The sequence below is a fragment of the Cochleicola gelatinilyticus genome (assembly GCF_001637325.1).
Lineage (GTDB): Bacteria > Bacteroidota > Bacteroidia > Flavobacteriales > Flavobacteriaceae > Cochleicola > Cochleicola gelatinilyticus.
Genome location: NZ_LRXL01000026.1, coordinates 470,134 through 494,373, shown reverse-complemented (window position 1 = coordinate 494,373; position 24,240 = coordinate 470,134). Strand labels below are relative to the sequence as shown.

Annotated in this window: 22 protein-coding genes and 1 tRNA gene; 13 read left to right on the top strand and 10 right to left on the bottom strand. The window is 38.1% G+C overall.

The window, feature by feature from the left end:
• Window positions 1-5: 5 nt before the first annotated feature.
• The 5 genes from ULVI_RS04225 to ULVI_RS04205 form a co-directional block, all read right to left on the bottom strand.
• Complete coding sequence (locus tag ULVI_RS04225; protein ID WP_068591374.1) at window positions 6-782, bottom strand: DUF3050 domain-containing protein; 777 nt, start codon at window positions 780-782, stop codon at window positions 6-8.
• Window positions 783-859: 77 nt separating this feature from the next.
• A complete protein-coding gene (locus tag ULVI_RS04220; protein ID WP_068590075.1) occupies window positions 860-2,038 on the bottom strand; it encodes an acyl-CoA dehydrogenase family protein in 1,179 nt (392 codons plus the stop codon).
• 49 nt (window positions 2,039-2,087) lie between these two features.
• Complete coding sequence (locus ULVI_RS04215) at window positions 2,088-2,804, bottom strand: tRNA1(Val) (adenine(37)-N6)-methyltransferase (protein WP_068590073.1); 717 nt, start codon at window positions 2,802-2,804, stop codon at window positions 2,088-2,090.
• A gap of 65 nt (window positions 2,805-2,869) precedes the next feature.
• The gene (gene rimM / locus ULVI_RS04210; RefSeq protein ID WP_068590071.1) at window positions 2,870-3,394 is read right to left on the bottom strand and encodes a ribosome maturation factor RimM; all 525 of its coding nucleotides are present in this window, start codon (window positions 3,392-3,394) and stop codon (window positions 2,870-2,872) included.
• A gap of 13 nt (window positions 3,395-3,407) precedes the next feature.
• Window positions 3,408-3,992 (bottom strand): 30S ribosomal protein S16, encoded by a 585-nt coding sequence (locus ULVI_RS04205; protein WP_068590069.1) that lies wholly within the window; start codon window positions 3,990-3,992, stop codon window positions 3,408-3,410.
• 146 nt (window positions 3,993-4,138) lie between these two features.
• Between ULVI_RS04205 and ULVI_RS04200 the strand changes: the two genes are divergently transcribed.
• The 5 genes from ULVI_RS04200 (at window position 4,139) to ULVI_RS04180 (ending at window position 11,145) form a co-directional block, all read left to right on the top strand.
• Window positions 4,139-4,927 carry a DUF6252 family protein gene (locus ULVI_RS04200; protein WP_068590068.1) on the top strand — a complete coding sequence of 263 codons (789 nt, stop codon included), beginning with the start codon at window positions 4,139-4,141 and terminating at the stop codon, window positions 4,925-4,927.
• 189 nt (window positions 4,928-5,116) lie between these two features.
• Window positions 5,117-5,569, top strand: coding sequence for a ferritin-like domain-containing protein (locus ULVI_RS04195; RefSeq protein WP_317039821.1), 453 nt, complete (start codon window positions 5,117-5,119; stop codon window positions 5,567-5,569).
• 203 nt (window positions 5,570-5,772) lie between these two features.
• The gene (locus ULVI_RS04190) at window positions 5,773-6,225 is read left to right on the top strand and encodes a ferritin-like domain-containing protein (RefSeq protein ID WP_068590064.1); all 453 of its coding nucleotides are present in this window, start codon (window positions 5,773-5,775) and stop codon (window positions 6,223-6,225) included.
• Between the two features lie 203 nt (window positions 6,226-6,428).
• On the top strand, window positions 6,429-10,781 hold the full coding sequence (gene dnaE / locus ULVI_RS04185; RefSeq protein WP_068590061.1) for a DNA polymerase III subunit alpha: 4,353 nt from the start codon (window positions 6,429-6,431) through the stop codon (window positions 10,779-10,781).
• 31 nt (window positions 10,782-10,812) lie between these two features.
• Window positions 10,813-11,145, top strand: a complete 333-nt coding sequence (locus ULVI_RS04180) for a hypothetical protein (protein WP_068590059.1) — start codon at window positions 10,813-10,815, stop codon at window positions 11,143-11,145.
• Window positions 11,146-11,263: 118 nt separating this feature from the next.
• Here the strand turns inward: ULVI_RS04180 and ULVI_RS04175 are convergent, their stop codons facing one another.
• Window positions 11,264-11,827 carry a DUF3124 domain-containing protein gene (locus ULVI_RS04175; RefSeq protein WP_068590056.1) on the bottom strand — a complete coding sequence of 188 codons (564 nt, stop codon included), beginning with the start codon at window positions 11,825-11,827 and terminating at the stop codon, window positions 11,264-11,266.
• 116 nt (window positions 11,828-11,943) lie between these two features.
• On the opposite strand from ULVI_RS04175, the gene ULVI_RS04170 reads away from it, so the two are divergent.
• The gene (locus ULVI_RS04170) at window positions 11,944-12,531 is read left to right on the top strand and encodes a Crp/Fnr family transcriptional regulator (RefSeq protein ID WP_068590054.1); all 588 of its coding nucleotides are present in this window, start codon (window positions 11,944-11,946) and stop codon (window positions 12,529-12,531) included.
• Window positions 12,532-12,549: 18 nt separating this feature from the next.
• On the opposite strand, the gene ULVI_RS04165 is transcribed toward ULVI_RS04170, so the two are convergent.
• From ULVI_RS04165 to ULVI_RS04150, 4 genes are all read right to left on the bottom strand, one after another.
• A complete protein-coding gene (locus ULVI_RS04165; RefSeq protein WP_068590053.1) occupies window positions 12,550-13,419 on the bottom strand; it encodes a pirin family protein in 870 nt (289 codons plus the stop codon).
• A gap of 224 nt (window positions 13,420-13,643) precedes the next feature.
• Entirely contained in the window at window positions 13,644-14,354 is a 711-nt protein-coding gene (locus ULVI_RS04160) for a pirin family protein (protein ID WP_068590051.1), read from the bottom strand.
• A 24-nt stretch (window positions 14,355-14,378) separates the two neighbouring features.
• Window positions 14,379-15,257: a pirin family protein gene (locus ULVI_RS04155; protein WP_068590048.1), complete on the bottom strand. Its 879-nt coding sequence runs from the start codon at window positions 15,255-15,257 to the stop codon at window positions 14,379-14,381.
• Between the two features lies 1 nt (window position 15,258).
• On the bottom strand, window positions 15,259-15,552 hold the full coding sequence (locus ULVI_RS04150; RefSeq protein ID WP_068591372.1) for a GNAT family N-acetyltransferase: 294 nt from the start codon (window positions 15,550-15,552) through the stop codon (window positions 15,259-15,261).
• Window positions 15,553-15,994: 442 nt separating this feature from the next.
• Between ULVI_RS04150 and trxA the strand changes: the two genes are divergently transcribed.
• From trxA to ULVI_RS04115, 7 genes are all read left to right on the top strand, one after another.
• Window positions 15,995-16,312 (top strand): thioredoxin, encoded by a 318-nt coding sequence (gene trxA, locus ULVI_RS04145; protein WP_068590046.1) that lies wholly within the window; start codon window positions 15,995-15,997, stop codon window positions 16,310-16,312.
• A gap of 201 nt (window positions 16,313-16,513) precedes the next feature.
• Complete coding sequence (locus ULVI_RS04140; protein WP_068590044.1) at window positions 16,514-17,056, top strand: ClpP family protease; 543 nt, start codon at window positions 16,514-16,516, stop codon at window positions 17,054-17,056.
• 24 nt (window positions 17,057-17,080) lie between these two features.
• The gene (locus ULVI_RS04135) at window positions 17,081-18,010 is read left to right on the top strand and encodes a DUF58 domain-containing protein (RefSeq protein ID WP_068590043.1); all 930 of its coding nucleotides are present in this window, start codon (window positions 17,081-17,083) and stop codon (window positions 18,008-18,010) included.
• Window positions 18,011-18,227: 217 nt separating this feature from the next.
• Window positions 18,228-18,301: transfer RNA gene (locus ULVI_RS04130), tRNA-Asp, on the top strand.
• A 188-nt stretch (window positions 18,302-18,489) separates the two neighbouring features.
• Window positions 18,490-19,044 carry a nitroreductase family protein gene (locus ULVI_RS04125; RefSeq protein ID WP_068590040.1) on the top strand — a complete coding sequence of 185 codons (555 nt, stop codon included), beginning with the start codon at window positions 18,490-18,492 and terminating at the stop codon, window positions 19,042-19,044.
• A 105-nt stretch (window positions 19,045-19,149) separates the two neighbouring features.
• Window positions 19,150-20,997, top strand: coding sequence for a cytochrome-c peroxidase (locus tag ULVI_RS04120; RefSeq protein ID WP_068590038.1), 1,848 nt, complete (start codon window positions 19,150-19,152; stop codon window positions 20,995-20,997).
• 262 nt (window positions 20,998-21,259) lie between these two features.
• A complete protein-coding gene (locus ULVI_RS04115; RefSeq protein ID WP_068590036.1) occupies window positions 21,260-24,235 on the top strand; it encodes an alkaline phosphatase PhoX in 2,976 nt (991 codons plus the stop codon).
• The last annotated feature ends 5 nt before the right edge of the window (window positions 24,236-24,240 follow it).

Sequence of the window (24,240 nt, the reverse complement as noted above, 5' to 3'; positions counted from 1 at the left end):
AGGTGTTACGCAAATTCAGGATCTAATATTTCTGAAAGTATACCTTCCCATAATACTTCTCTAGCTTGAAGTGAAGCAACCACTGTTTTTTCTACTTCGTGCCATTTTTTTGCATCATTTCCGCAGAGATTCTCAATCATTTGAAGCGCCATAGGGCCGTGTTCATCCTCGTCTAATTCGATATGCCGATCGAAGTAATATTTAAAATCGGTTAGATCTTCCTTCGGAAAGTTCTGTTGGATCTTAGTAATAATAGAAGTAAACATCTGCGGAATAAGATCTTCTCTTCCAAAGGTAAATGCAGCTGCAATGCAGTGGAGCTTTCCTTCAGTAATGGTTTGAAATGTAAAGGTTAAAAACTCCACGATTGCTTTTGGAAGTTTTTGTTTTTTTAATGTTTTTATAATGTTTTCAGAAGCATCTAAATCTGTAAGTAGATCATGAATGGGTTTTGTGTTGGCATTTGCTTTCTTCATGGCGTCGAGATACATTTCAAAATGGCTTTGACGTTCTCCTTTCCGATTAATATCTGTTTCTTCTGCCAGCACGATTTCGTTTATTAAATACCGAGTTTCAGGATTTCCAACAGGTTTCCAAGGAAGTGTAGTGCAAGTGAGCCCGCTCTGAAGCGCTTTTAACAACGACATAAAATCCCAGACTGCAAACACGTGATATTCCATAAATACCTGTAATTGCTGAGGCGTTTTTATTTCAGAATAGAGTGGATGGTTGAGGAGTGTTGTTCGATAGCCAGAAACCCGCTTATTTATTTGAGCGATCATAAAAGTATTTTTATGCAAAAATAAAGGCTTCATCTTGGTAGATAAAGCCTTTAGGAAAAGTTTAATATGAGTCGCTTTTATTTAAAGGCATTTAAGCCTGTAACGTCTAATCCGGTTATAAGTAAATGAATATCGTGTGTACCTTCGTAGGTAATTACACTTTCCAAATTCATCATGTGGCGCATGATGCTGTATTCGCCAGTGATTCCCATTCCGCCGAGCATTTGGCGCGCTTCTCTAGCTATATTAATTGCCATATCTACATTATTACGCTTTGCCATTGAGATTTGGGCAGAAGTTGCTTTCCCTTCATTACGAAGTACTCCTAGTCTCCAAGCGAGTAATTGTGCTTTGGTGATCTCTGTAATCATTTCGGCAAGTTTCTTTTGTTGCAACTGGAATCCACCAATTGGCTTTCCGAATTGATTTCTCTCTTTCGAATAGCGCAATGCTGTATCATAGCAGTCCATCGCAGCCCCAATAGCGCCCCATGCAATTCCGAAACGAGCAGAATCAAGACAGCCAAGAGGTGCACCCAATCCAGATTTGTTTGGAAGCAAGTTCTCTTTTGGCACTTTTACATTATCGAAAATAAGTTCTCCTGTAGCAGACGCACGTAATGACCATTTATTGTGTGTTTCTGGAGTTGAAAAACCTTCCATTCCACGTTCAACAATTAATCCGTGAATACGGCCTTCTTCATTTTTAGCCCACACAACCGCTACTTGACAAAAAGGAGCGTTAGAGATCCACATTTTTGCACCATTTAATAGATAGTGGTCTCCCATATCTTTAAAGTTGGTCGTCATACCTGCTGGATTCGAACCATGATCTGGCTCTGTTAATCCAAACGATCCCATCCACTCACCACTGGCAAGTTTTGGAAGAAACTTTTTGCGTTGTGCTTCGTCGCCATATTTCCAAATTGGGTACATCACTAACGAAGATTGTACAGAAGCCGTACTACGAACCCCGCTGTCGCCACGCTCGATCTCTTGCATGATCAAACCGTAAGCGATCTGGTCTAGTCCTGCACCACCGTATTCTTCTGGGATATAGGGTCCAAAAGCACCAATATCAGCAAGTCCTTTAATTATTTGTTCTGGGAATTCTGCTTTTTGAGCGTATTCTTCGATAATAGGAGAGACATCACGCTTCACCCATTCGCGGGCAGCATCACGCACTAATTTATGTTCGTCTGTTAACAGATCGTCCAATTGATAATAATCAGGAGCTTCAAAAAGGTCGGGTTTCATATTCGGAATATTTTAGGAATACAAATGTAAAAATCGCAACCCGAACGACCTACAGTTTCAAATAAAAATCACGTACTAAATTAAGATAGTCCTCGGTGTATTCGTGTCGTGCCAATTCTAGAGTCAGCGTTTCAAGTTTGGGAGTTGTTTCGGTAAAGGAAAATTCTAGCAATACTCTTTTTTCTTCGGAAGTACTACTTCCCTTTACATTACAAATCCGTTTTGGAAATAAACCCGCTTCTGAAGCTAATGAAATAAAGTGGGCTTTCTCTTTTATGGGAAGAATAGTAGCAAAAACACCATCTTTTGAAAGTAATTGATGCACAGCACCAATAAGATGTTCGAAAGGGAGCGTGTCTGTGAAACGTGCCGCATCGCGAGCAGCGTCTTCAGTCTTATAATCGTCTGTATAAAACGGCGGATTAGAAATAATGAGATCGTACGACTCGTCTTCCATCTCTATCACAAATTCTTGAAGGGAAGCATGATAGCAAAACAATCGATCGGCCCAAGGTGAGCCCTCGAAATTTTCAACACATTGCTCATAGGCATCAGTATCGATCTCAATGGCATCTATTGTTTCAGCAGCACTTCTTTGTGCCAGTTGTAATGCAATCAATCCGGTTCCAGCACCAATGTCGAAAATTGATTGGGGGTTGTGTTCTAAAGAAACCCATGCGCCTAAGAGAACACCATCGGTTCCTACTTTCATTGCACATCGCTCTTGATGTATGGTGAATTCTTTAAACTGAAAGGGTTTGGACACAGAAAGATAATTTAGATACTAGAAGAGAAGGTAATTCTTTAAAACAGCAACACGAATTTAGATATTTAAAGGTAGATATCTATAAGACCTTCTGGGACATCGAGATGCATGACTTTATTTTTACGATCCACTTGTTTAATAAAATGATCGTTGATAGGAATAAGAATTTCTTTACCGTCTTTTTCGATAATAAACAAGTGTTGTGCCGTAGCATCGTTTACACCCTTAATAATACCAGCATCACCATAGGTTTCATCTTCAACTTTAAATCCGATAACTTCGTGATAATAAAATTTAGTTCCGGTGAGTGGTGGAAGAAAGCTTAACGGAAGAAACAATTCTTTGCCTAAAAGAGCATCTGCATCTTCTTCGGAATTTACATCTTCAAATTTTACGCGAAGAAGTAGTGATTTGTGTAATGAGCTTTGTATAATAAAAAATGGAATCAGTGTTTTGTGTAGTTCCACAAAAACCGATTCCATTTTAGTAAATAATTCAGGTTCGTCGGTGTCAAGTTTGACAAGCAACTCTCCTTTAAAACTATATTTTTTGACAACTTTGCCTAAGTAGAAACAATCTTCCTTTTGCATCGTTGTTGCGAATTTAGTCTTTTTTGTCTTCAGCTTTTGCTTCTGCAGCAGCTTCCTCGATAGGAGATGCTTCAGTTTCAGCAGCTGTTTCAGTTTCAGTTGCTTCTGCTGTTTCTTCTGTAGCTTCTTCAACTACTTCAGGAGCATTGGCAGCTTCCGCTTCAGCAGCACGCTTTTCGTTCACTGCTTTTTCAGCAACAAGAGCTTCTGCTTTTAATTTGTCTTTAGCTTCAGAAACTTTCGATTTCTTAGCCTCAACAGTTTTTCCTTTTTCTTCAACCCAAGCATTGAATTTTTCTTCAGCTTGTTCTTCAGTAAAAGCACCTTTACGAACACCACCAGCTAAATGATTTTTCATCATTGCTCCTTTATAAGAAAGGATAGCACGAGCAGTATCGGTTGGTTGTGCTCCATTTTGAAGCCACTTTACAGCACCATCGATATCTAGTTCGATTTGTGCAGGGTTTACATTCGGATTGTAAATTCCTAATTTGTCTAGGTATTTACCATCTCTCTTTGAGCGAGCATCTGCTGCTACGATCCAGTAAAAAGGTTTTCCTTTTTTACCGTGTCTTTGTAATCTGATTTTTACAGGCATACAATTAATTTTTGAGGTACGCGACCTCGGTTATAATTATTAGTTCCGATTTAACGGACGGCAAAGATAGTATATTTTTTAATTGGGATTCAAGAGATTAAAGTTTTTCTTTTACATTTGTCAAGTGCTTTGAAAAGTTAACCGCTATGAGATTTATTTACGCCCTATTGTTGATTGTACCTGTTCTTTCAGGTTGTGAAAATGTAGAGAGAAATGACCCTGCACTTCAAGGGATCTTAAATTCTGAATTATATCGAGCAATTGATGCGCGAGCTACAGAAAATACGGACGGTAGCTTTTTAATTCAAGGCGTGACTCAAAGGGAACTTTTAACATTGCGTATTCAAAGGGGAAATCCAGCGGTGTATGAACTTGGTGAAAACTCAGTTAATTATGCTTCTTTCGAGGATTTTAATGGAAATACTTTTAGTACGAGTCCTAATGGTCTAGGAGAGATCGTTATTTCTAATTGGGATGAAGTTGGAAAAACACTCACAGGAACGTTCAAATTTAGAGCAATCCAGAATGGCATAGATACATTAGTAGTTCAAAGAGGAGCTTTTTTTGAAGTTCCGTATTTTGCAGAAGATGTGGATCAAGTTGCAGGAACTCTTTTAGCGCGTATTAATGGCGATAATTTTAACCCTTTTACTATTTCAGCTTCTCGTGAAGAAAACAGTATTATCATTAAGGGAAGCACACCAAACAAACTTCTTTCAATTCGATTACCTGTAGAAGTGGAAGCAGGTAGTTATTCGTTACCTCGAACAGATTTTATTTTTAAATACTCTTTAAACAATGAATCTGAAACTGCCGTTTCTGGCAATTTAAATATTACGAATCATGATCCTGCCATGAGGCGAATTAGCGGAGCATTTTCATTTAATACCGATTCTCACACCATATCTTTAGGGCAATTTAATGTCTCGTATTAATATTTTTCTTCCTAAGTAGTTAATTCAATTTATTTCAAACAGTTAAACGCTGTTAAATCCTCACAAGCTTACGTTAAAAGGTTGCGAAACCCCTTTGTTGTTAGTATATTAAGGTATGTCGAATTAAAGTTAAGCAACGATCTTTATTTGGATTTATCAAAAAAAAATGGTTGCATTATTAAAATATTGATGATGAAGTATACTGATAAAATGTCGAAAAATTTAAATGATCTCCTAACTAAAAATTACGATGCTGAAAAAGGCTATAAAAAAGCTGCAGACATCGTGACTAATTCTAAGTTAAAGCAATTTTTTACAGATCAAGCACAACGGAGATACGATTTTGGTCATGAATTAAAGACTGAAATTAGAAATTATGGAGAAGTCCCAGAAAAAGGAACTAGTGTAACAGGAGATATGCATCGGACTTGGATGGATATTAAATCTACATTCACTTCTAATGATGAAGAAGCAATACTAAAAGAAGTTAAGAAAGGTGAAAAAAATGCACTTGACGAATATACTGAGATTGTTAACGATGTTACGTTGCCTCCAACAACAAAAGCGATTCTTAACCAACAACGTATAAGTGTTGAAAAAGCGCTTGAGAACGCAAGAAATTTTGAAGCAATTGTCTCATAAATGGAAGTTGCTATATAAAGTGAAGACCGAATGTATGTTCGGTCTTTTTTATGCGTTTTATTTTTGGTGTAACCTCAAAGCTCCTTTTGAGTTAAACTTTGTTAAACGCCGTTAAGCCAAGGTTAATTATTGTTTTGGCTAGGGTAAGCTTCTGTATCTTTAGGATAAGAAAAAGAGTAAACAATTAACTAAAATTAAAAGCTATGAATAACTTAGAAAAATTAAACGGACAATTAAACGAACTAATTACTAAAAATTACGATGCGGAAAAGGGGTATAAAAAAGCGGCCGATCTCACTAAGAACCCTGAGCTAAAAGGATATTTTACCAATCAAGCTCAAAACAGGTATGATTTTGGTCATGCTTTAAAAAACGAAATTAAAAGTACTGGAGGTGATGTAGACAAAGGAACCAGTCTAAAAGGAGATTTACACCGTGCGTGGATGAGTGTTAAGGATACATTTTCGGCAAATGATGATAAAGCTATGCTCGAAGAAGTAGTTCGAGGAGAAGAGGCAGCTGTAGAGGAATATAATGAAATACTTTCTGATGCAACCTTAGCTCCTACTACACAAAACCTAATAAAAAATCAAGTGCAGTCGGTACAAAAAGCTCTAGCAGATGCAAGATCTTTAGAGGCGTGGGAAAACAAATAATTTTTTAGAAAAAAGACAGACAGAAAGACCGATGTATTCGGTCTTTTTTTATGCCGTGTTGTGAACAACTCTTCAAAACTTTAAGACGAGTTTTCGTGCTATTTTTTTTATTTTTACTTCGGAAGGATCGCACTCATTAATCATGTTTATTTGGGTGGTTTTCAATGTTTCTTCCTTCCAAATCCTTAACTCCACATTTGCATATGTATTTAATTTTCGACACCGAAACCACTGGATTGCCAAAACGCTGGGATGCTCCGGTTACCGACACCGACAATTGGCCTCGTTGTATACAGATAGCTTGGCAGGTGCATGATGCCATGGGGAATGTAATCGAACATCAAGACTACTTAATAAAACCAGAAGGGTTTAACATTCCGTTCGACGCAGAAAAAATCCATGGTATTTCTACCGAGTTGGCTCAACAGGAAGGAATTACTTTGGAGGAAATGATTGCAAAATTTAATGCCTCGTTATCGAAAGCTAAATTTGTTGTGGGTCAAAATGTAGGGTTCGATCTTAACATCATGGGGGCAGAATACCATCGCCTTGGAATTGAAAATAAGCTTGAGAATGCCGCCATATTAGATACCTGTACCGAAACCACTGCGCAATTATGCCAATTGCCTGGGGGTCGCTATGGAAAGTTTAAACTTCCAACTCTTACAGAATTACACGAATTTCTTTTCAACGAGCCATTTGCAGAAGCACACAATGCAACTGCCGATGTAGAAGCTACAACGCGGTGCTTTTTAGAATTAGTTCGTCGACGTATTTTTACTTCAGAAGAATTAGACGTTCAGCCAGATTATTTTGAGAATTTTTCAGAAGAAAATCCAAAGGAAATACAGCTTATTGGGTTAAAGCATATCAATCTGCAAAAAGCTTCAGAAAAAATTCGAAGGCAACTTGACGCTCAAACTGAAACAGACGACCTTTCTTCCGAAGAAATTAAAGAAAATCTCGAAACGCTTCAGGAGACTACCTTTGCGCATTTACACAATCATTCTCAATTTTCAATATTACAATCTACCTCTAGCACACAAGATCTTGTAAATGCTGCTATTAAAGATGGAATGCCAGCAGTAGCGCTTACCGATACGGGAAACATGATGGGCGCATTTCATTTTACACGCTCTGTTAACAATTACAACGATTCGCTTTCCGAAGAAGACAAACATAAATCGCTGAAAGCAATTGTGGGGTGCGAATTCTTTGTGTGTGAAGACCATCTCAACAAATCCCATAAAGACAACGGATATCAAATTGTCTTATTGGCAAAAAATAAAAAAGGATATCATAACCTGGCAAAAATGTCCTCGATCGCCTATACAGAAGGATTTTATTACGTACCGCGTATTGATCGGAAGGTGATCGAGAAATACAAAGACGATATTATTGTATTAACTGGAAGTTTGTACGGAGAAGTGCCAAGTAAGATTTTAAACATTGGTGAAAATCAAGCAGAAGAAGCTTTGTTGTGGTGGAAAGACCAGTTTGGTGACGATCTTTACGTAGAGATTATGCGTCACGAACAGGAAGACGAGCGACGTGTAAATCCCGTATTAATCGATCTTGCAAAGAAGCACGATGTAAAACTCGTAGCTTGTAACAATACTTATTACATTCATCAAGAAGATGCCAATGCACACGATATTTTGCTATGTGTTAAAGATGGTGAAAAACAAGCGACGCCAATAGGAAGAGGGCGCGGATACCGTTATGGATTGCCGAACGACGCCTATTACTTCAAGAAGCAGGAAGAAATGAAAGCTTTATTTAAAGATCTTCCAGAAGCGATCGAGAATATCGCTGAGGTGGTTGACAAGATCGAACCCTTTAGTTTACAGCGCGACGTATTGCTTCCAAAGTTTTCGATTCCGAGCGAATTTGAAGACCCTAAAGATGCTGAAGATGGCGGAAATCGAGGAGAGAATGCTTATTTAAAATATCTCACATTTCAAGGAGCTAAAAAACGATACGGGGATCTTACTTCGGAAACAGAAGAACGGATTAATTTTGAACTTGATGTAATTGAAAAAACGGGGTATCCAGGGTATTTTCTAATTACTGAAGATTTTATTCGTGAAGCGCGAAAAATGGATGTTTCGGTTGGGCCTGGAAGGGGTTCTGCTGCCGGAAGTGTAGTAGCCTATTGTTTATGGATTACCAACATCGATCCCATTAAGTACGATTTGCTTTTTGAGCGTTTCTTAAATCCCGATCGTGTAAGTATGCCCGATATTGATATCGATTTTGATGATGAAGGTCGAAGTCGTGTCATGGATTATGTAATTGAAAAATATGGAGCCAATCAAGTAGCGCAAATTATCACCTACGGAACCATGGCTGCGAAATCTTCCATTCGAGATACAGCTCGTGTACTCGATCTGCCTTTAAATGATGCAGATCGTATTTCGAAGTTAATTCCGAACATGACGAAGTTGAATAAGATCTTCGGAATGACCGATCAAGAACTTCGGAAAAAATTTAGAAGCGATGAACTACCAAAAGTAAATGAACTTTTAAACTTATCTGAAGGGTCCGATCTGGAAGCACAGACTATAAATCAGGCAAAAATTTTAGAAGGCTCGGTTCGAAACACTGGGATACATGCCTGTGGGGTTATTATTACGCCAAGTGATATTACCAATTTTGTGCCAGTCGCCACAGCCAAAGATAGTGACTTGTATGTGACCCAATTTGATAACTCGGTAGTAGAAAGTGCTGGATTATTAAAAATGGACTTTTTAGGGTTAAAAACACTTACCCTTATCAAAGACACTGTAAAACTGGTAAAACACAAGCACGATATCGATCTCGATCCAGATAATTTTCCGTTGGATGATGAGAAAACCTACGAACTGTTCCAGCGAGGAGAAACAGTTGGGATCTTTCAGTACGAATCTGCCGGAATGCAGAAGTATATGAAGGAGTTGAAGCCAACAGTATTTGCCGATCTTATTGCGATGAATGCATTGTATCGTCCAGGTCCGTTAGAATATATACCAAGTTTTATCCGTCGAAAGAACGGTGAAGAAACAATCGAGTATGACCTTCCTGCGATGGAAGAGTATCTTAAAGAAACTTACGGAATTACAGTATATCAAGAGCAGGTAATGTTATTGTCCCAAAGTTTGGCCGGATTTACAAAAGGTGAAGCCGATGTACTTCGGAAAGCTATGGGTAAAAAACAAAAAGCAGTACTCGATAAAATGAAACCCCAATTTATTGAGCAAGCTGCGGAAAAAGGACATGACCCTGAAAAATTAGAAAAGATCTGGAAAGATTGGGAAGCCTTTGCAAGTTATGCCTTTAACAAATCTCACTCTACTTGTTATGCTTGGATTGCCTATCAAACCGCCTATTTAAAAGCACATTACCCGGCAGAATATATGGCAGCGGTACTAAGTAATAACATGAGCGACATTAAACAGGTTACGTTCTTTATGGAAGAATGTAAACGCATGGGAATGGAAGTTTTAGGACCTGATGTAAATGAATCGTTCTATAAATTTACAGTAAACGATCGTGGGGCTGTTCGTTTTGGAATGGGTGCCATTAAAGGGGTGGGAGGCAATGCTGTAGCAACGATTGTCGAGCATCGAAAAGATGGAAAATACAAATCTATTTTCGATCTTTCAAAACGTATCGATCTAAGAGCAGCCAATAAAAAAGCTTTTGAAAATTTAGCATTAGCAGGAGGATTCGATAGTTTCGATACGCATCGTGCGCAATACCTACACGACGATGGTGATGGTGTGATGTTTTTAGAAAAAGTTTTAAAGTATGCAAGTAAATATCAAGATACGCAAAATAGCAGTCAAGTAAGTTTGTTTGGAGATGCGAGTGAAGTACAAATTCCTGAGCCCGAAGTACCGCCATGTGAATCGTGGGGTACCATGCAAAAATTGAAGCTTGAAAAAGAGGTAGTAGGGGTTTATATTTCTGGGCATCCACTGGACGATTTTAAAATTGAAATGAAGAGCTTTACCAATTGTAAAGTGGCCGATTTTAATGAATTGGAGAAATATGTAAACAGGGAATTGTGTTTTGGTGGAATTGTAAGCGATGTGCAACACCGCGAATCTAAAGCCGGAAAAGGATGGGCAATTTTTACGGTAGAAGACTACGAAGACAGTTATGAATTTAAAATCTTCGGAGAGGAGTATTTAAAACTTCGACATTTTCTAGTGCCTAACTCGTTTATTTACGGAAGAGTTTTTGTGAAAGAGGGATGGACCAATCGTGACACCGGTAAAAAAGGGGATCCGAGACTGCAATACAATAGCATGCAGTTATTACACGATGTTATGGATTCTCAAGCGCGTAAATTAACCATACAGATGCCTATCGAAGATTTAGAAGCTGGCAAGATCGATATGTTGAAAGATTTGTTCACCGAACACAAAGGAGAAAAGCAACTGCACTTTACCATCTATGAAGTAGAGAATAAGGTAAAATTAAGTATGCCTAGTCGAAAAACCAAGATTACTATTTCAAACGAATTATTAAACCGACTTCAAGAAGAGCAGGTAAAGTACCGACTGAATTAATAAAATTAATCTAACTAAATATTAAAAAAAGATGAAAAGTTTAATGCCAATCTTATTATTAGCAGCAACATTGGTTGCATGTAACAATAAAACCACCGAAGAAAAACCTGTCGATACGCAATCGGAAATTAAGGTTGAAAAAGTGAAATCTGGAAATGAAAATGAGTTAAAAAAAGAGGCCGTTTCGGCGATAGATTCTCAAAATGTTCTATATCTAGTTAACGACGAAAAGGTTTCGAAAGCTCAAGTAGAAGCCATCGACCCTGAAACAATTAAGAAGGTGGATGTTTATAAGGATAAGGAAAAACTTAAGGAATATGGGGCAAATAGTTATGATGGAATGGTTGTGGTAACGCTAAAGTAATTTGTTCAGGAACCAGGAACCTATTATTTTGCGTGGATTTTTAGGTAGCTGTAACTTCGCAATTGAAACTTCATAAAGTTGTGTTCTTTTTGCTTAGTAATTTTATGACGAGGCCTTGTTATTTTTTTCTATCTCTTTGGGTTGAGTCGGAAACTGTTTTCGAGATTTCTTTCTCGGGGGTTACAGTGGTTCCTTCTGTGGTAAATGTTATTCCTTGCTGTCCTATGCCGCCTACCATTACAGCCTGAAAAACAGGTTTTAAATTTTTATTAGCGCCCCACGTGATGAGAAAATTGGCTCCACTTCCACCCACTTCATCTTCCTCGTCAATTACATAATCGATGGTTTCTAAAGGGTTGAGGTAGATGGGTTCTTTTATGTAATCACGAACAAAGATTCCTGCTGAGTCGTAATAATCTACCTCTTTAATAAATAAAGTGTCACTTTTGCTGGTGTTTCGAATGCTTAATGTAGCAGCAAGCAAAATTTTGAAATCTCGCGTACGGTGAAAAATGTCAGAATATATAGGTACATATACTTCTTCCTCTACGGGAAAATCAAATTCTATAGTGCCCATTGTTTTTGCGGGAACATCTTTTATTTCTGTAGGATGTAACGGATTATTTTGAACGCACGATTGAAATCCGATTACAATTAACAAAATGAAAACCAATTTCTTCATAGGTAAATATACCTAGTAATTTTAAAAAAAAATGCAATCCATTTAAAAAGTATTGGACTACTATTTAAGTCAGGCACATCAATTTCAATATCTTTATACCACCTGAAAAGTTAAAAATGGCTTATCAACAATTTAGCACCTATCTTATTCAGAAAGCGGAATTAACACCAGAAGAAGTTAGTTCACTGCTTCCACTAGTGCGCTCAGGTACTTTTGCAAAAGGCTCTTTTGTGCTAGAAAAAGGATCGATCTGTAAGGAGACAATGTTCGTTGAAAGTGGATTGCTACGTACCTACACACTTGATGATAAAGGAAAAGAACATATTATTCAGTTTGCGCCCGAAAATTGGTTCACTGGAGACCGTGGAAGTATTTTTTTTAATGACCCTGCCTATTTCTATATTGAAGCTGTGGAAGATACAGAAGTAGTATTTGTAAACGATGTATTTATTGATGCAGCTTCAGAAAAAAGTGCTGCTTTCCGAATTTTCAATAAAACCATTCTTCATGCTCATATTCGACAGTTACAACAACGTGTAGACCAGTTGCTGGCTGCTTCCGCAGAAAAAAGATATACTCACTTTGTTAAGCAGTATCCTGACCTTATGTTACGAGTTCCACAATGGATGATCGCTTCTTATTTAGGAATTACTCCCGAAAGTTTAAGTCGGGTACGTAAAGAACTTGCAGCAAAAAAAATTTAAAGAATATTGCTATTTAATTTACTTCGGAAGTGGTACAAAATCGGTTTCACCAGGTACCTTCGGAAAGTTCTGTGCTTGCCAATCATCACGAGCTTTTTGAATGGTTTCCTTATCTGAAGCTACAAAATTCCAATGAATATGTCGTTCTTCGGGAAATGGAGTCCCTCCAAAAATATAAAGTATACTATCTTTTTCCATCTCGAATTCGCATAGGCTACTATCTTTTGCAACCAATAATTGTTTGGGTTCGTAGCGATGACCATCACTATGTATAGCACCTTGAAGGATGTAAAGTCCGCTCTCTCCATATAGGTCTTTCCCCAATCGCACGGTAGATCTAGCATTAGAGGAAAGTTCTAGAAAATAGAGTTCACTATATACTGGAACTGGTGATTGTTTTCCAAAAGCCGATCCTGCAATAAGTTTTATCGTAATACCTTCTTGCTCCCACTGCGGTACGTGCTCCTTAGGTGTATGATGAAAAGAAGGTGCGATGTCTTCTTTATCTTTAGGAAGTGCCACCCAGATTTGTAAGCCGTGTAATGATTTCTTTTCTTTCCGCAGATACTCGGGCGTACGTTCTGAATGAACCACTCCTTTACCTGCCGTCATCCAGTTTACGGCTCCAGGCTTAATTTCAACGACGCTACCAATACTGTCACGATGCATCATACTTCCTTCAAATAAATAGGTAAGGGTTGAAAGTCCGACGTGCGGGTGTGGCGGAACATCGAGATTTTCGGTTTCTGAAAGTTGCGCTGGTCCCATATGATCGATAAAGGCAAACGGACCAACCATTCTTTTTTTACGGAATGGTAACAAGCGACCTACCATAAAATTACCTATGTCTGCTGCTCTTTCGGGAATGATGGTGTGAATGTTCGACATGATTTTTAGCGGTTTTGTTATTAATTTAAATCAAGTGCTATAAGGCGATTATATTTCAATTTTTCACAAAACATCACTACTTTCGAGTGACGCTCTTAGCGAATATGCTTAATAGGGTTGTGAAACGTTTCCTAATTTACGATATATAAATAGATCTTTTTTTAGCCATGTTTACTGGTATGTGAAAATAGGTGGAGAACAGTGTTTATTGGTTTTCGATTAATTTAAAAATTCATTGGCACTTCCATAAGTAATACGCTGGCTTTGTTGTCGATCTTTAGTTCGATGGTGTTGGTTTCCCAAATTCCGAAGCCATCTCGTGAACTTAATGTTTCGCCTGCTACTTCCACAGTTCCGCTTAAGACGAATAAATATACGCCATTCCCTTTTTTGTGTGTAGAATAGGAGGTGGTTGTGTTGTTAAATTCGCCTAACGAAAACCAAGCATCTTGATGTGCCCAAACTCCTTCATCATCTTTTTCTGGAGAAAGAATCTGGTAGAACTCATTTTCTTTTTTAATGCCATTAATAGTGATCTGATCGTATCTGGGAGTTACATTTTCTTGATTTGGAAACATCCAGATCTGAAGAAATTTTACGGGTTGATCGGGGTTTTTATTATACTCACTGTGGGATACTCCAGTTCCTGCACTCATGATTTGTACATCTCCTTGTTTAATAACAGTAGAATTACCCATGTTGTCCATGTGCTGAAGATCACCTTCTAATGGAATAGAAATTATCTCCATATTATTGTGAGGATGGGTCCCAAATCCTTTTCCGCCACTTACGATGTCGTCATTTAATACGCGAAGGGCTCCAAAATGCATGCGTTCGGGGTTTTGATAATTGGCAAAACTGAAACTGTGATACGATTGTAACCAGCCATGGTTTGCATGTCCTCGTGCGTCTGCTTTGTGTAATACTGTTTTCATTGCGATGTTTATTTTTTACCTGTATTAGTCTTCTAAATAGCCAAATTTCCCCATATTGAAATCGTTCATAGCTTGTATGAGTTCTGCTTGGGTGTTCATTACAAACGGACCTTGCGCAGCAATAGGCTCTTGAATAGGTTCGCCACTTAAAATAAGTACAATTGCATCTTCGGAAGCTTCTACGGAAAACGTATCGCCTTCATTTTTAAACAACACCAAATGATCTGTAGCTACCGTTTCTTCTTGATTCACTGTGATTTCTCCTTCAATAACTAAAAGACAGGTATTGTAATTTGCAGGAAATGTAAAGGGGACATTTGCTCCTTTCTGAAGCCGTGCATTGAACATATGTATGGGAGTAAACGTAGTAGCGGGTCCTGTAATTTCGTTGTAAGACCCAGCAATAATCTCGATGGTTCCGTTGTTTTGCGGTAAAGAGTAGGTTGCCAAATCCTCTTGTGTTAATGCCTGATACTTTGGAGTGGACATTTTATCTTTTGCGGGCAGGTTGACCCACAGTTGGACCATCTGAAAGTCTCCTCCTTTTTTACTGAAAGATGCTTCATGATATTCTTTATGTAACACTCCCGAAGCTGCCGTCATCCATTGTACTCCTCCTTCTTTTATCACACCACCACCGCCACTACTGTCATGATGTGCCACACGCCCTTTATAAGCGATGGTTACGGTTTCGAATCCGCGGTGTGGGTGTACGCCAACTCCTTTGGGTTGCTCTGAAGGGGGAAAGTAAAATTTAGAATTATAGTCTAATAATATAAACGGACTCATACGCTCCATTCCCCGTTGAATTCCGTTGGGGATAAGGTTGTGTACTCTAAATCCGTCGCCCACAAAATGGGGTGTTCCCGGAGCAGCGATGAGTTCAATGTTTTTAGTACTCATATTAATCTTCTTTGTTATGAAATAATGATATTTTTTGATATTCTAAATGCTCATCTATATAAGCCTTGATAAAAGAACAATATGGTTTCACTTTTAGATCGTTCTTTTGGGCATATTCAAGGGCATGTTTTGCAAGTGCCGATGCGACTCCTTGTCCGCTAATTTCCTTAGGCACTTCGGTGTGTGTGAGTGCGATTCCGCCAGGGAACAATTTGTAATCTACAAAAGCAGTGTAACCGTCCACATGTATTTCGAATCCTTTTCCGTCTGTATTGTGTTCAACTTTAAATACCATAACCAAATAATTTATTTCAAAATTAAGAATATCCTTTTTGTTATGCATTGACCTATGGTAAGTAACGTATCAAGGATGCACGACGAATGACTAATTTAGAACTATTTAACTATAGCTCTCGAAGTTTTTTTACGATTAATGTTATTTTTTTCTTCGGAAGGGGTTCTAGTAAAATATTATAGGCTCTTGAAGTTCGGGTAGGGATTGATGCGGCATCCTTTTCGTAGCGTTTTTTAGAACGCTACGAAAAGATATAGCGGAAAGCCCGGTCTTATTGAGCTTTCTTTAAATGTTTGTTGTTTTAGATACTACTTACATGCGAAAGAAGGACCCGCCAAATTATAATTTTCTTTGATAAACGCATTGTTTAAACTAATGTTAAGCCTCTTACTTGTACTATAAAAAATGCTTATTTTTGTGCTATATCTAAAAAAGAAACAAGATGGCTTTAGAAATAACAGACGCAACATTCGAAGAAACAGTATTAAATAGTGACAAACCTGTATTGGTTGACTTTTGGGCTGCATGGTGCGGACCTTGTCGTATGGTAGGACCTATCATCGATGAGATTAGTTCAGATTACGACGGGAAAGCCGTGGTAGGAAAAGTAGATGTCGATGCAAACCAAGAATTTGCAGCGAAGTACGGAGTACGAAATATTCCAACAGTTTTGGTATTTAACAAAGGAGAATTAGTAGGTCGCCAAGTAGGTGTTGCTGCTAAAAATGTATATGCCGAAGCAATCGACTCGCTATTATAATATTTTTGAAAAAGAAAAATTAAACCTAAAGGCTTGGCAGATTGTCAAGCCTTTTGTTATTTTAGTAATCCTCTAAATAAACAATTGTCCCTAGAAATTTATCTGTTATCTAATAGGGGGATGGGGCCAAAGTAAAAAATCTGAAAATTTAATTAAAGTGGAAACTACGTTTTCTAAACGAAGTTGAAATACATACGATACATGGAAAAAAGAAATAAAGTACAGGATAAAATAGACAATCAGCAATTGGAAGACCGCACCATTTATTTATGGGGAATGGTCGATGATAAAAGTGCTCGTCATGTGGTAGACCGATTAATGTATTTAGATTCGGTGAATCATGAAGAAATAAAATTATATATAAATAGTCCTGGTGGATATGTAACTAGTGGATTTTCTATGTACGATACGATTCGTTCTATTAAAAGTCCGGTGTCTACTATTTGTACTGGATTGGCGGCATCTATGGGTAGTATTTTGCTTTCGGCAGGAGAGAAAGGGCGTCGTTTTATTCAGCCACATGCTCGGGTAATGATTCATCAACCTAGTGGAGGTGCTAGAGGACCGGCAAGCGACATTGAAATCACTGCTCAAGAAATCTTAAAGACCAAAGAGCTGAGTGCTCAAATCTTAGCTGATAATTGCGGACAGACGTTCGAAAAAGTGATGAAAGATTTTAACCGCGATCACTGGATGGGAGCTGAGGAAAGTATCGAGTATGGAATTGTAGATGGGGTTTTATAAACACCTTCAACACCAATTTAACCAATGAACATAGAAAAAGAAATAAACGAAATTACTGGGTTTAAAAACCTAGAACTACTCGCCACGCAAGTGGTGGAAGGGTTTATTTCTGGACTTCATAAAAGTCCGTTTCATGGATTTTCTGCTGAATTTGCTGAGCATAAAATTTACAATAATGGAGAAAGCACCAAGCATATCGATTGGAAACTCTATGCAAAAACCGATAAGCTATATACCAAACGCTACGAAGAAGAAACCAACTTACGGTGTCATTTAATTATCGATAACAGTAGTTCGATGCACTATCCGAAGTTAAAACACTTCGATATCAATTCGCTCAACAAGATTGGTTTTTCGGTATTGGCGGGTGCGGCGATTATGAATTTATTGAAGCGACAACGCGATGCTGTAGGACTTTCAATTTACAGCGATGCATACGATTTTTATAGCAACGAAAAAGGAAGCGAACGTCATCACCAAATGTTGTTAGGAAAAATGAATGAGGCTCTAGGTTCGAAAAAAGATCAAGTTAAAACTAAGACTTATACTCATTTACACCTTATTGCAGAAAAACTGAAACGCCGCTCGATGGTATTTTTATTTACAGATATGTTTCAGAGTGATGTGGAAGAGGAGAAATTGTTTGAAGCGTTACAGCACTTAAAGTACAACAAACACGAAATAGTCTTGTTTCATACGTTCGATAAGGAGAAAGAGTTACAATTCGACTTTAACAATCGTCCGAAACGATTTGTTGATGTTGAGACGGGAGATCACGTTAATTTATATGCAGATACGATCAAAGAATCGTATGCTGCTGCTGTGAAAGATTATTTTAATGATCTTGAACTTAAATGCGGACAGTATAGAATTAAGTATGTTCCTGTCGATATTAATAAGTCGTTCAATAAAATTCTTACTACCTATTTGGTAGAAAGACAAAAATTTGGATAAAGTTTAAATTTATTGATAATAACATGCATTTGTTTCAACATGCTATAAATGAATAGGGTTACACGTTATTTTTATGACTTTACAGTATAGATTTTGCCAAGTGTTTTTTCTAAAAGTAATTTTTTTTAAATAAATGTTTGTCAGATTAAATAACAGGCGTATATTTGCCCTCGCTAATAGCGATATTAGTATGCTTAACACCGAAAGGTATAGCAACGGTCTGGTAGTTCAGTTGGTTAGAATACCTGCCTGTCACGCAGGGGGTCGCGAGTTCGAGTCTCGTCCAGACCGCAACAATTCCTTCTTCAAGGAAACTAAGATGTTGTGTTGAGTCCTTTAAATGGGGCTTGTGGTTTAGAAATAAACCAATGAGAAGCTTATCCAAATGGATGGGCTTTTTTTGTTTTAATTGACTTCACAAATTCATAGTTTTATCCATAAAGAATCATTCAGTATCTTTGTTATTAAAAATGCAACGTATGATCTTTAATACGATACAATCCCGTCGTTCCGTGTTTCCTCCGCAATACAATAACGAACCAATTACAAAAGCTGAAATTAAAACCGTCCTAGAAGCAGCGAATTGGGCACCTACTCATCGCCGTACCGAGCCATGGCGTTTTAAAATCATGCAAGGGGAAAAACAAGAAGCGTTTGGGTCTTTCTTAGCGGAAACCTATAAAAAGAATGCGGAAAAATTTTCTGAATTTAAGTATAAAAAGTATTTGGAAAACCCCAAAAAGGCAGGAGCTATTATTGCAATTTGTATGCAACGAGACCCTTCTGAAGCAATTCCTGAATGGGAAGAAATTGCGGCAACAGCGATGGCGGTTCAGAATATGTGGTTAACCGCTCACGAAATGGGTATTGGTGCTTACTGGAGTTCCCCTGAAGTTATCAACCGAATGCATGAGTTTTTTACTATGAATGAAAGAGAAAAGTGTCTTGGCTTTTTCTATATGGGAAAATATGACGATCCACAACCAGAAGGTGTGCGAGCCACTTCTATCGAAGAAAAAACTACTTGGCTATAATTCGTAATACTGCTTTTAAAAACATCATTTAATTATTTCATAACGATTATATAACAGCCAACTTATAAGGGTTGGCTAGGTTTGTTACGCAATTAAAATTGTCCCGTGCGAACAACAACTCTATTTTATATTATTGGCTTTATTAGTTTCATTTGTATTCAGTGCAGTCCCAATGAAACGTATATTTCACGTCCCCAATCTATTTCAAATTATTTTAGCGAAACGCAACAAGCCTTTAAAACTTTAGATAGTTTAGCTACAGAATTTCAGAAAGGGAAGGTCTCTTCAGACATCCTTCAAAATGCGTTAACCGAATCCCGATTAGCGTATAAGAAAATAGAATTTTATGTAGCGTACTTTCATCCTGAATACACCAATAAATACCTAAATGGTGCTCCTTTATTAAAGATTGAAAAATCAGGGAACCAACCCACAATTTCCCCGCCAGAAGGGCTTCAGGTATTAGATGAACTTATCTTTTCTGAAAATCCTTCCGAAGAAAAAGTGCACATCGCCCGACTAGCAAAAAACGTACATACTCATTTTACACAAGTAGCCTCGGCTTTAGCTTCTAAAACGCTTATTCCAGAGGATATTATCACAGCGTCACGGCTTCAATTGGTTCGGATTTTTACATTGGGAGTCACTGGTTTCGATACACCTGGATCTGCAAACGGTATTGAAGAAGCAAAAGTATCGTTAGAGGCTATTGGGGAGGTACTCAATTTTTCAGAAACTAAACTATCTGAAAAACAAAAAAAAGAAGCTACTCAGTTAATACAGGCTGCTATTGCACAATTATCAAAAGCTACGTCTTTCGAATCTTTCGACCGCCTCACTTTTCTTACCAATCATATAGATCCATTATACAAACTATTAGGGCACACTCGTAATCTTAAAAAGCCAGAACATATAACCCAGCAAACTGGATGGAATCTAAACAGTGAAAGTATTTTTTCCGCAGACTTTCTCGATCCTTATTTTTTTGCCCAACTCACTCAAGAAGAAGATAGTAGAGCCTTGCGAGAATTAGGGGAAGAATTGTTTTACGACCCTATTCTAAGCAATTCTAAATCGATAAGTTGTGCAAGTTGTCATAATCCTCAAAAAGCGTTTACCGATGGATTGCCTACATCAAGTAGTAATAAAACTGGAGAATTTGTACTTCGTAATGCTCCCACACTTTTAAACGCTGCTTATGCAGAACGTTTTTTTTACGATGCTCGGGCTTTTAATTTAGAACAACAAGTAGAGCATGTTGTTTTTAATTCGGAAGAATTCGACACCGATTATATAGCTATACTCGCAAAACTATCTGCTCATTCTGAGTATCCTTCAAAATTTAAAAATGTGTTTGTAGATGAGGATATTTCAAGACGAAAAATAGCAAGTGCCTTAGCTTCATATGTGATTTCTCTACGTTCATTTAATAGTCCGTTCGATCGGTTTGTTCGAGGAGAAATTCCCGAAATTTCTTCGGAAGTAAAAAAAGGATTTAATCTATTTATGGGCAAAGGTGCTTGTGCGACCTGCCATTTTGCTCCAAATTTTTCTGGATTGGTTCCTCCTCTATATAGCGATACCGAAACTGAAATTTTAGGAGTGCTTAAAAACCCTAAGTCAGACGTTCCTGTCCTCGACACCGACGAGGGAAGGTGGAACAACGGGATTGCTAGTGAAGCAGCATGGATCTATGAAAAATCGTTTAAAACAACGACCGTTCGTAATAGTTTCGAAACTGCACCATATTTTCATAATGGCGCTTATAATACGCTAGAAGAAGTGCTTGATTTTTACAATAAAGGAGGAGGTGCCGGAATGGGACTTGAGGTAACTAATCAAACACTTCCCGATACGCCGCTCGATCTTAGCGAACAAGAAATACAAGCGATTATTGCATTTTTAAAAGCCCTTTCCGACAATCCCTATACAACTCAAATAAAAGTTTTATAGTTTCTGAAAAAAAATCAAAGTTGATTTTTACTGCTTAAAACTCTAGGACAGATCACAACAATTATAGTGTTAACCTTTATTTTCAATTCGTTTAACATACCTCCATTTCTGAAGCAATTTGGATAATATTCAGTTAAAATTAAAATCTGTTTCGTAACTATTTTTTCAATAAAGGGTAATGATGAGTTTGAATGCTTTGAAGTTCTAAAAAGTAGCTTTGAAGACCTTAACGATCAATTCAAACATATTAAACTTTTAAAAAATGAAAAAAAACCAACTTTATTTAAGATTCATGCTCTTCTTTTCTATGTGCACGCTTTCCATTGCACATACGATGGGAGCAGTGAGGTCTAATGCAACAGTCCTTAATGGCACTTTCCCTTTCGAAGCAGGAAGTAATTGGAGTTACAACGATACTGGTGTCGATCTTGGCACCGATTGGAGAGAAATCGGGTACGACGATGCAGCTTGGCAAAGCGGTCCTGCAAAATTTGGATATGGAGACGGAAACGAAACCACTACATTAGATTTTGGTCCGGACGCTTCAAACAAATATCCAACATATTACTTTCGCTACGAATTTGAAATTGAGGATGCTTCTCTTTACGGAGACCTATTATACAGCATACTTAATGACGACGGCGTAGTAGTCTATGTAAATGGAACCGAAGTAGTGCGTTCCAATATGCCCGAAGGTACCATTACTTATACTACCTATGCGTCTTCTACAATTGGCGGTAGCGATGAAAACGATTTTGAAGATTTTAGCAGCGCCAATCTGTTACAGAACGGTACAAATGTGATTGCCGTAGAATTGCATCAAGCAGATTCGGGGAGTTCTGATCTTGGTTTCGACCTTGCTTTAGATTTTGTGCCTTTAACTATAGAGCCGGCAGCTTACCCATTACCTGCACAATCGGCATGGAGCTATTTAGATACGGGAGTGAGTTTAGACGCAGAGCCTTGGACAACGATAGATTACGACGTGTCTTCATGGGCGATTGGTCTTGCACCGTTAGGATATGGAGATCCCGTAAATACCGAAATTTCTTTTGGTCCCGATGCCAACAATAAATTTATCACAACCTATTTTTCAAGAGATCTTACTGTGGAGCTTTCTGAAATGGCAGAAATGGTAGCCTTCGGATTAAATAGAGATGATGGTGCCGTGGTATATGTAAATGGTGTTGAAGTATTTCGTGATAACATGCCCGACGGTGACATTGATTACCTAACTACTTCTTCTACCATTGTATCTGGGAATGATGAAAATGTGTATTTTATTCATGAAGTACCTAAAACAGTATTTGTCGATGGACTTAACCGAATTTCAGTAGAGCTTCATAACCGTGACGGGCAAAGTTCAGACCTGAAATTCGATATGTATATTCAAGATGCTGAAGAGCCAGTAGAACCATTTGAATGTAGCGAAGGAGAAATAGGTTGTTTTACTTCGATAACACCCACAGGACAGACTTCAAATATGATTCTTCCAAGCGAGCATAGATTTCAACTGCTCTTAAAACAAGGGGATGTTTACAGTGGTGGCGATAATACAGTGCCGGGAAATAATGACTTTACAGGATATGTTCCTATCGAAGGGTCCAGTACCTTAGGGTATGTATCGGTAAATCATGAAAATACACCGGGTGGCGTTTCAATTTTAGATGTACATTTTAATGAAGATACATTATTATGGGAGTTAGATCAAAGTCAGCCAGTAGATCTTTACAACGATGTCTTAGTTACTACTACACGAAATTGTTCTGGAGGTGTTACTCCTTGGGGTACGGTAGTTACTGCCGAAGAATCTACAAATTCTGGAGATAATAATTCCGATGGTTATGAAGATGTGGGTTGGTTGGTTGAGATCGATCCGGAAACAGCTTCAGTAATCGATTATGGTTCAGGACAAGAAAAGTTATGGGCCATGGGTAGAATGAATCACGAAAATGTAGTCGTTTCAGAAGATATGGTAACCGCTTACTACGGTGAAGATGGTGGTACCGATTGTGTTTACAAATTTGTAGCCGATACACCAGGAGATCTTTCCGAAGGAACACTATATGTTTTAAAATTAGATACACCTTTAGCGAATAATGAACCTACCTCGCCTACCGCCACGTGGATTCAAGTTCCTAATACTACCAAAGCAGAACGTAATAACGTACGAAATGCTGCAGCTGCTTTAGGAGGCACAAACTTTAATGGGGTAGAAGATTGTGAAATTCATCCACTAACCGGGGAGATCTATTTTACATCGAAAGGAAAAGGAAGGGTGTATAAATTTTCGGACGATGGTGCGACAATTTCAAATTTTAGAACCTTTGTTGGAGGAATGAGCTACGACATTGCAACTGCTAATGGAACTCTAACCGAAGATTGGGGGGGTGGAAACGACAACCTTACTTTCGATGATAAAGGAAACCTTTGGGTATTGCAAGATGGAGGGAACAATTACATTTGGGTAGTGCGTCCTGATCATACACAAGCCAATCCACGTGTGGAGTTATTCGCATCGATGCCAAATGGGTCTGAACCAACGGGATTAACGTTTACACCCGATTTTAAATTCGGATTTTTCTCGGTGCAACATCCAAATGGAAACAACACACCACAATTAGACGCAACTTTTTCTGAAGTAACCTTTAATGCATCTGCAACAGTGGTATTTGCACTTAATGAAAATATGGGAGTTCAAGCACCTGTGGCAGATTTTGAAGCTTCAACAACCAATACAGTTCCTGGATCTGCTGTTACATTTACAGATCTTAGCGTGAATACTCCAACCTCTTGGTTCTGGACATTCGAAGGCGGAATTCCTGCAACTTCTACCGAGCAAGCTCCAACGGTTGCGTATTTAGAAGAAGGTACGTTCGATGTGAGCCTTACGGTTTCCAATCCTTCTGGAACAAGCGAAGCCTTGGTAAAAGAAGCATATATAGTGGTACAGTTACTAGGAATCGATGAGGTGTTAAAGAATGAAATTTCAGTATACCCAAATCCAACCGACGGAATTGTAAATGTTTCACTTCCAGAATTAAATGGGGAAGCAGCAACAGTAACCGTATTCGATATGTTGGGAAGAACGTTGTTAACCTCGAGTGAGGTGCACAATAACGGCGCCAATCAAACCATTACTTTAGACCTATCAAACATCATGGCAAGCCATCAAGTGTTGATGCTTAAAGTACAGGTGGGAGCAAGTGTGGCTTCGTACAAATTATTGACTAAATAATAGGA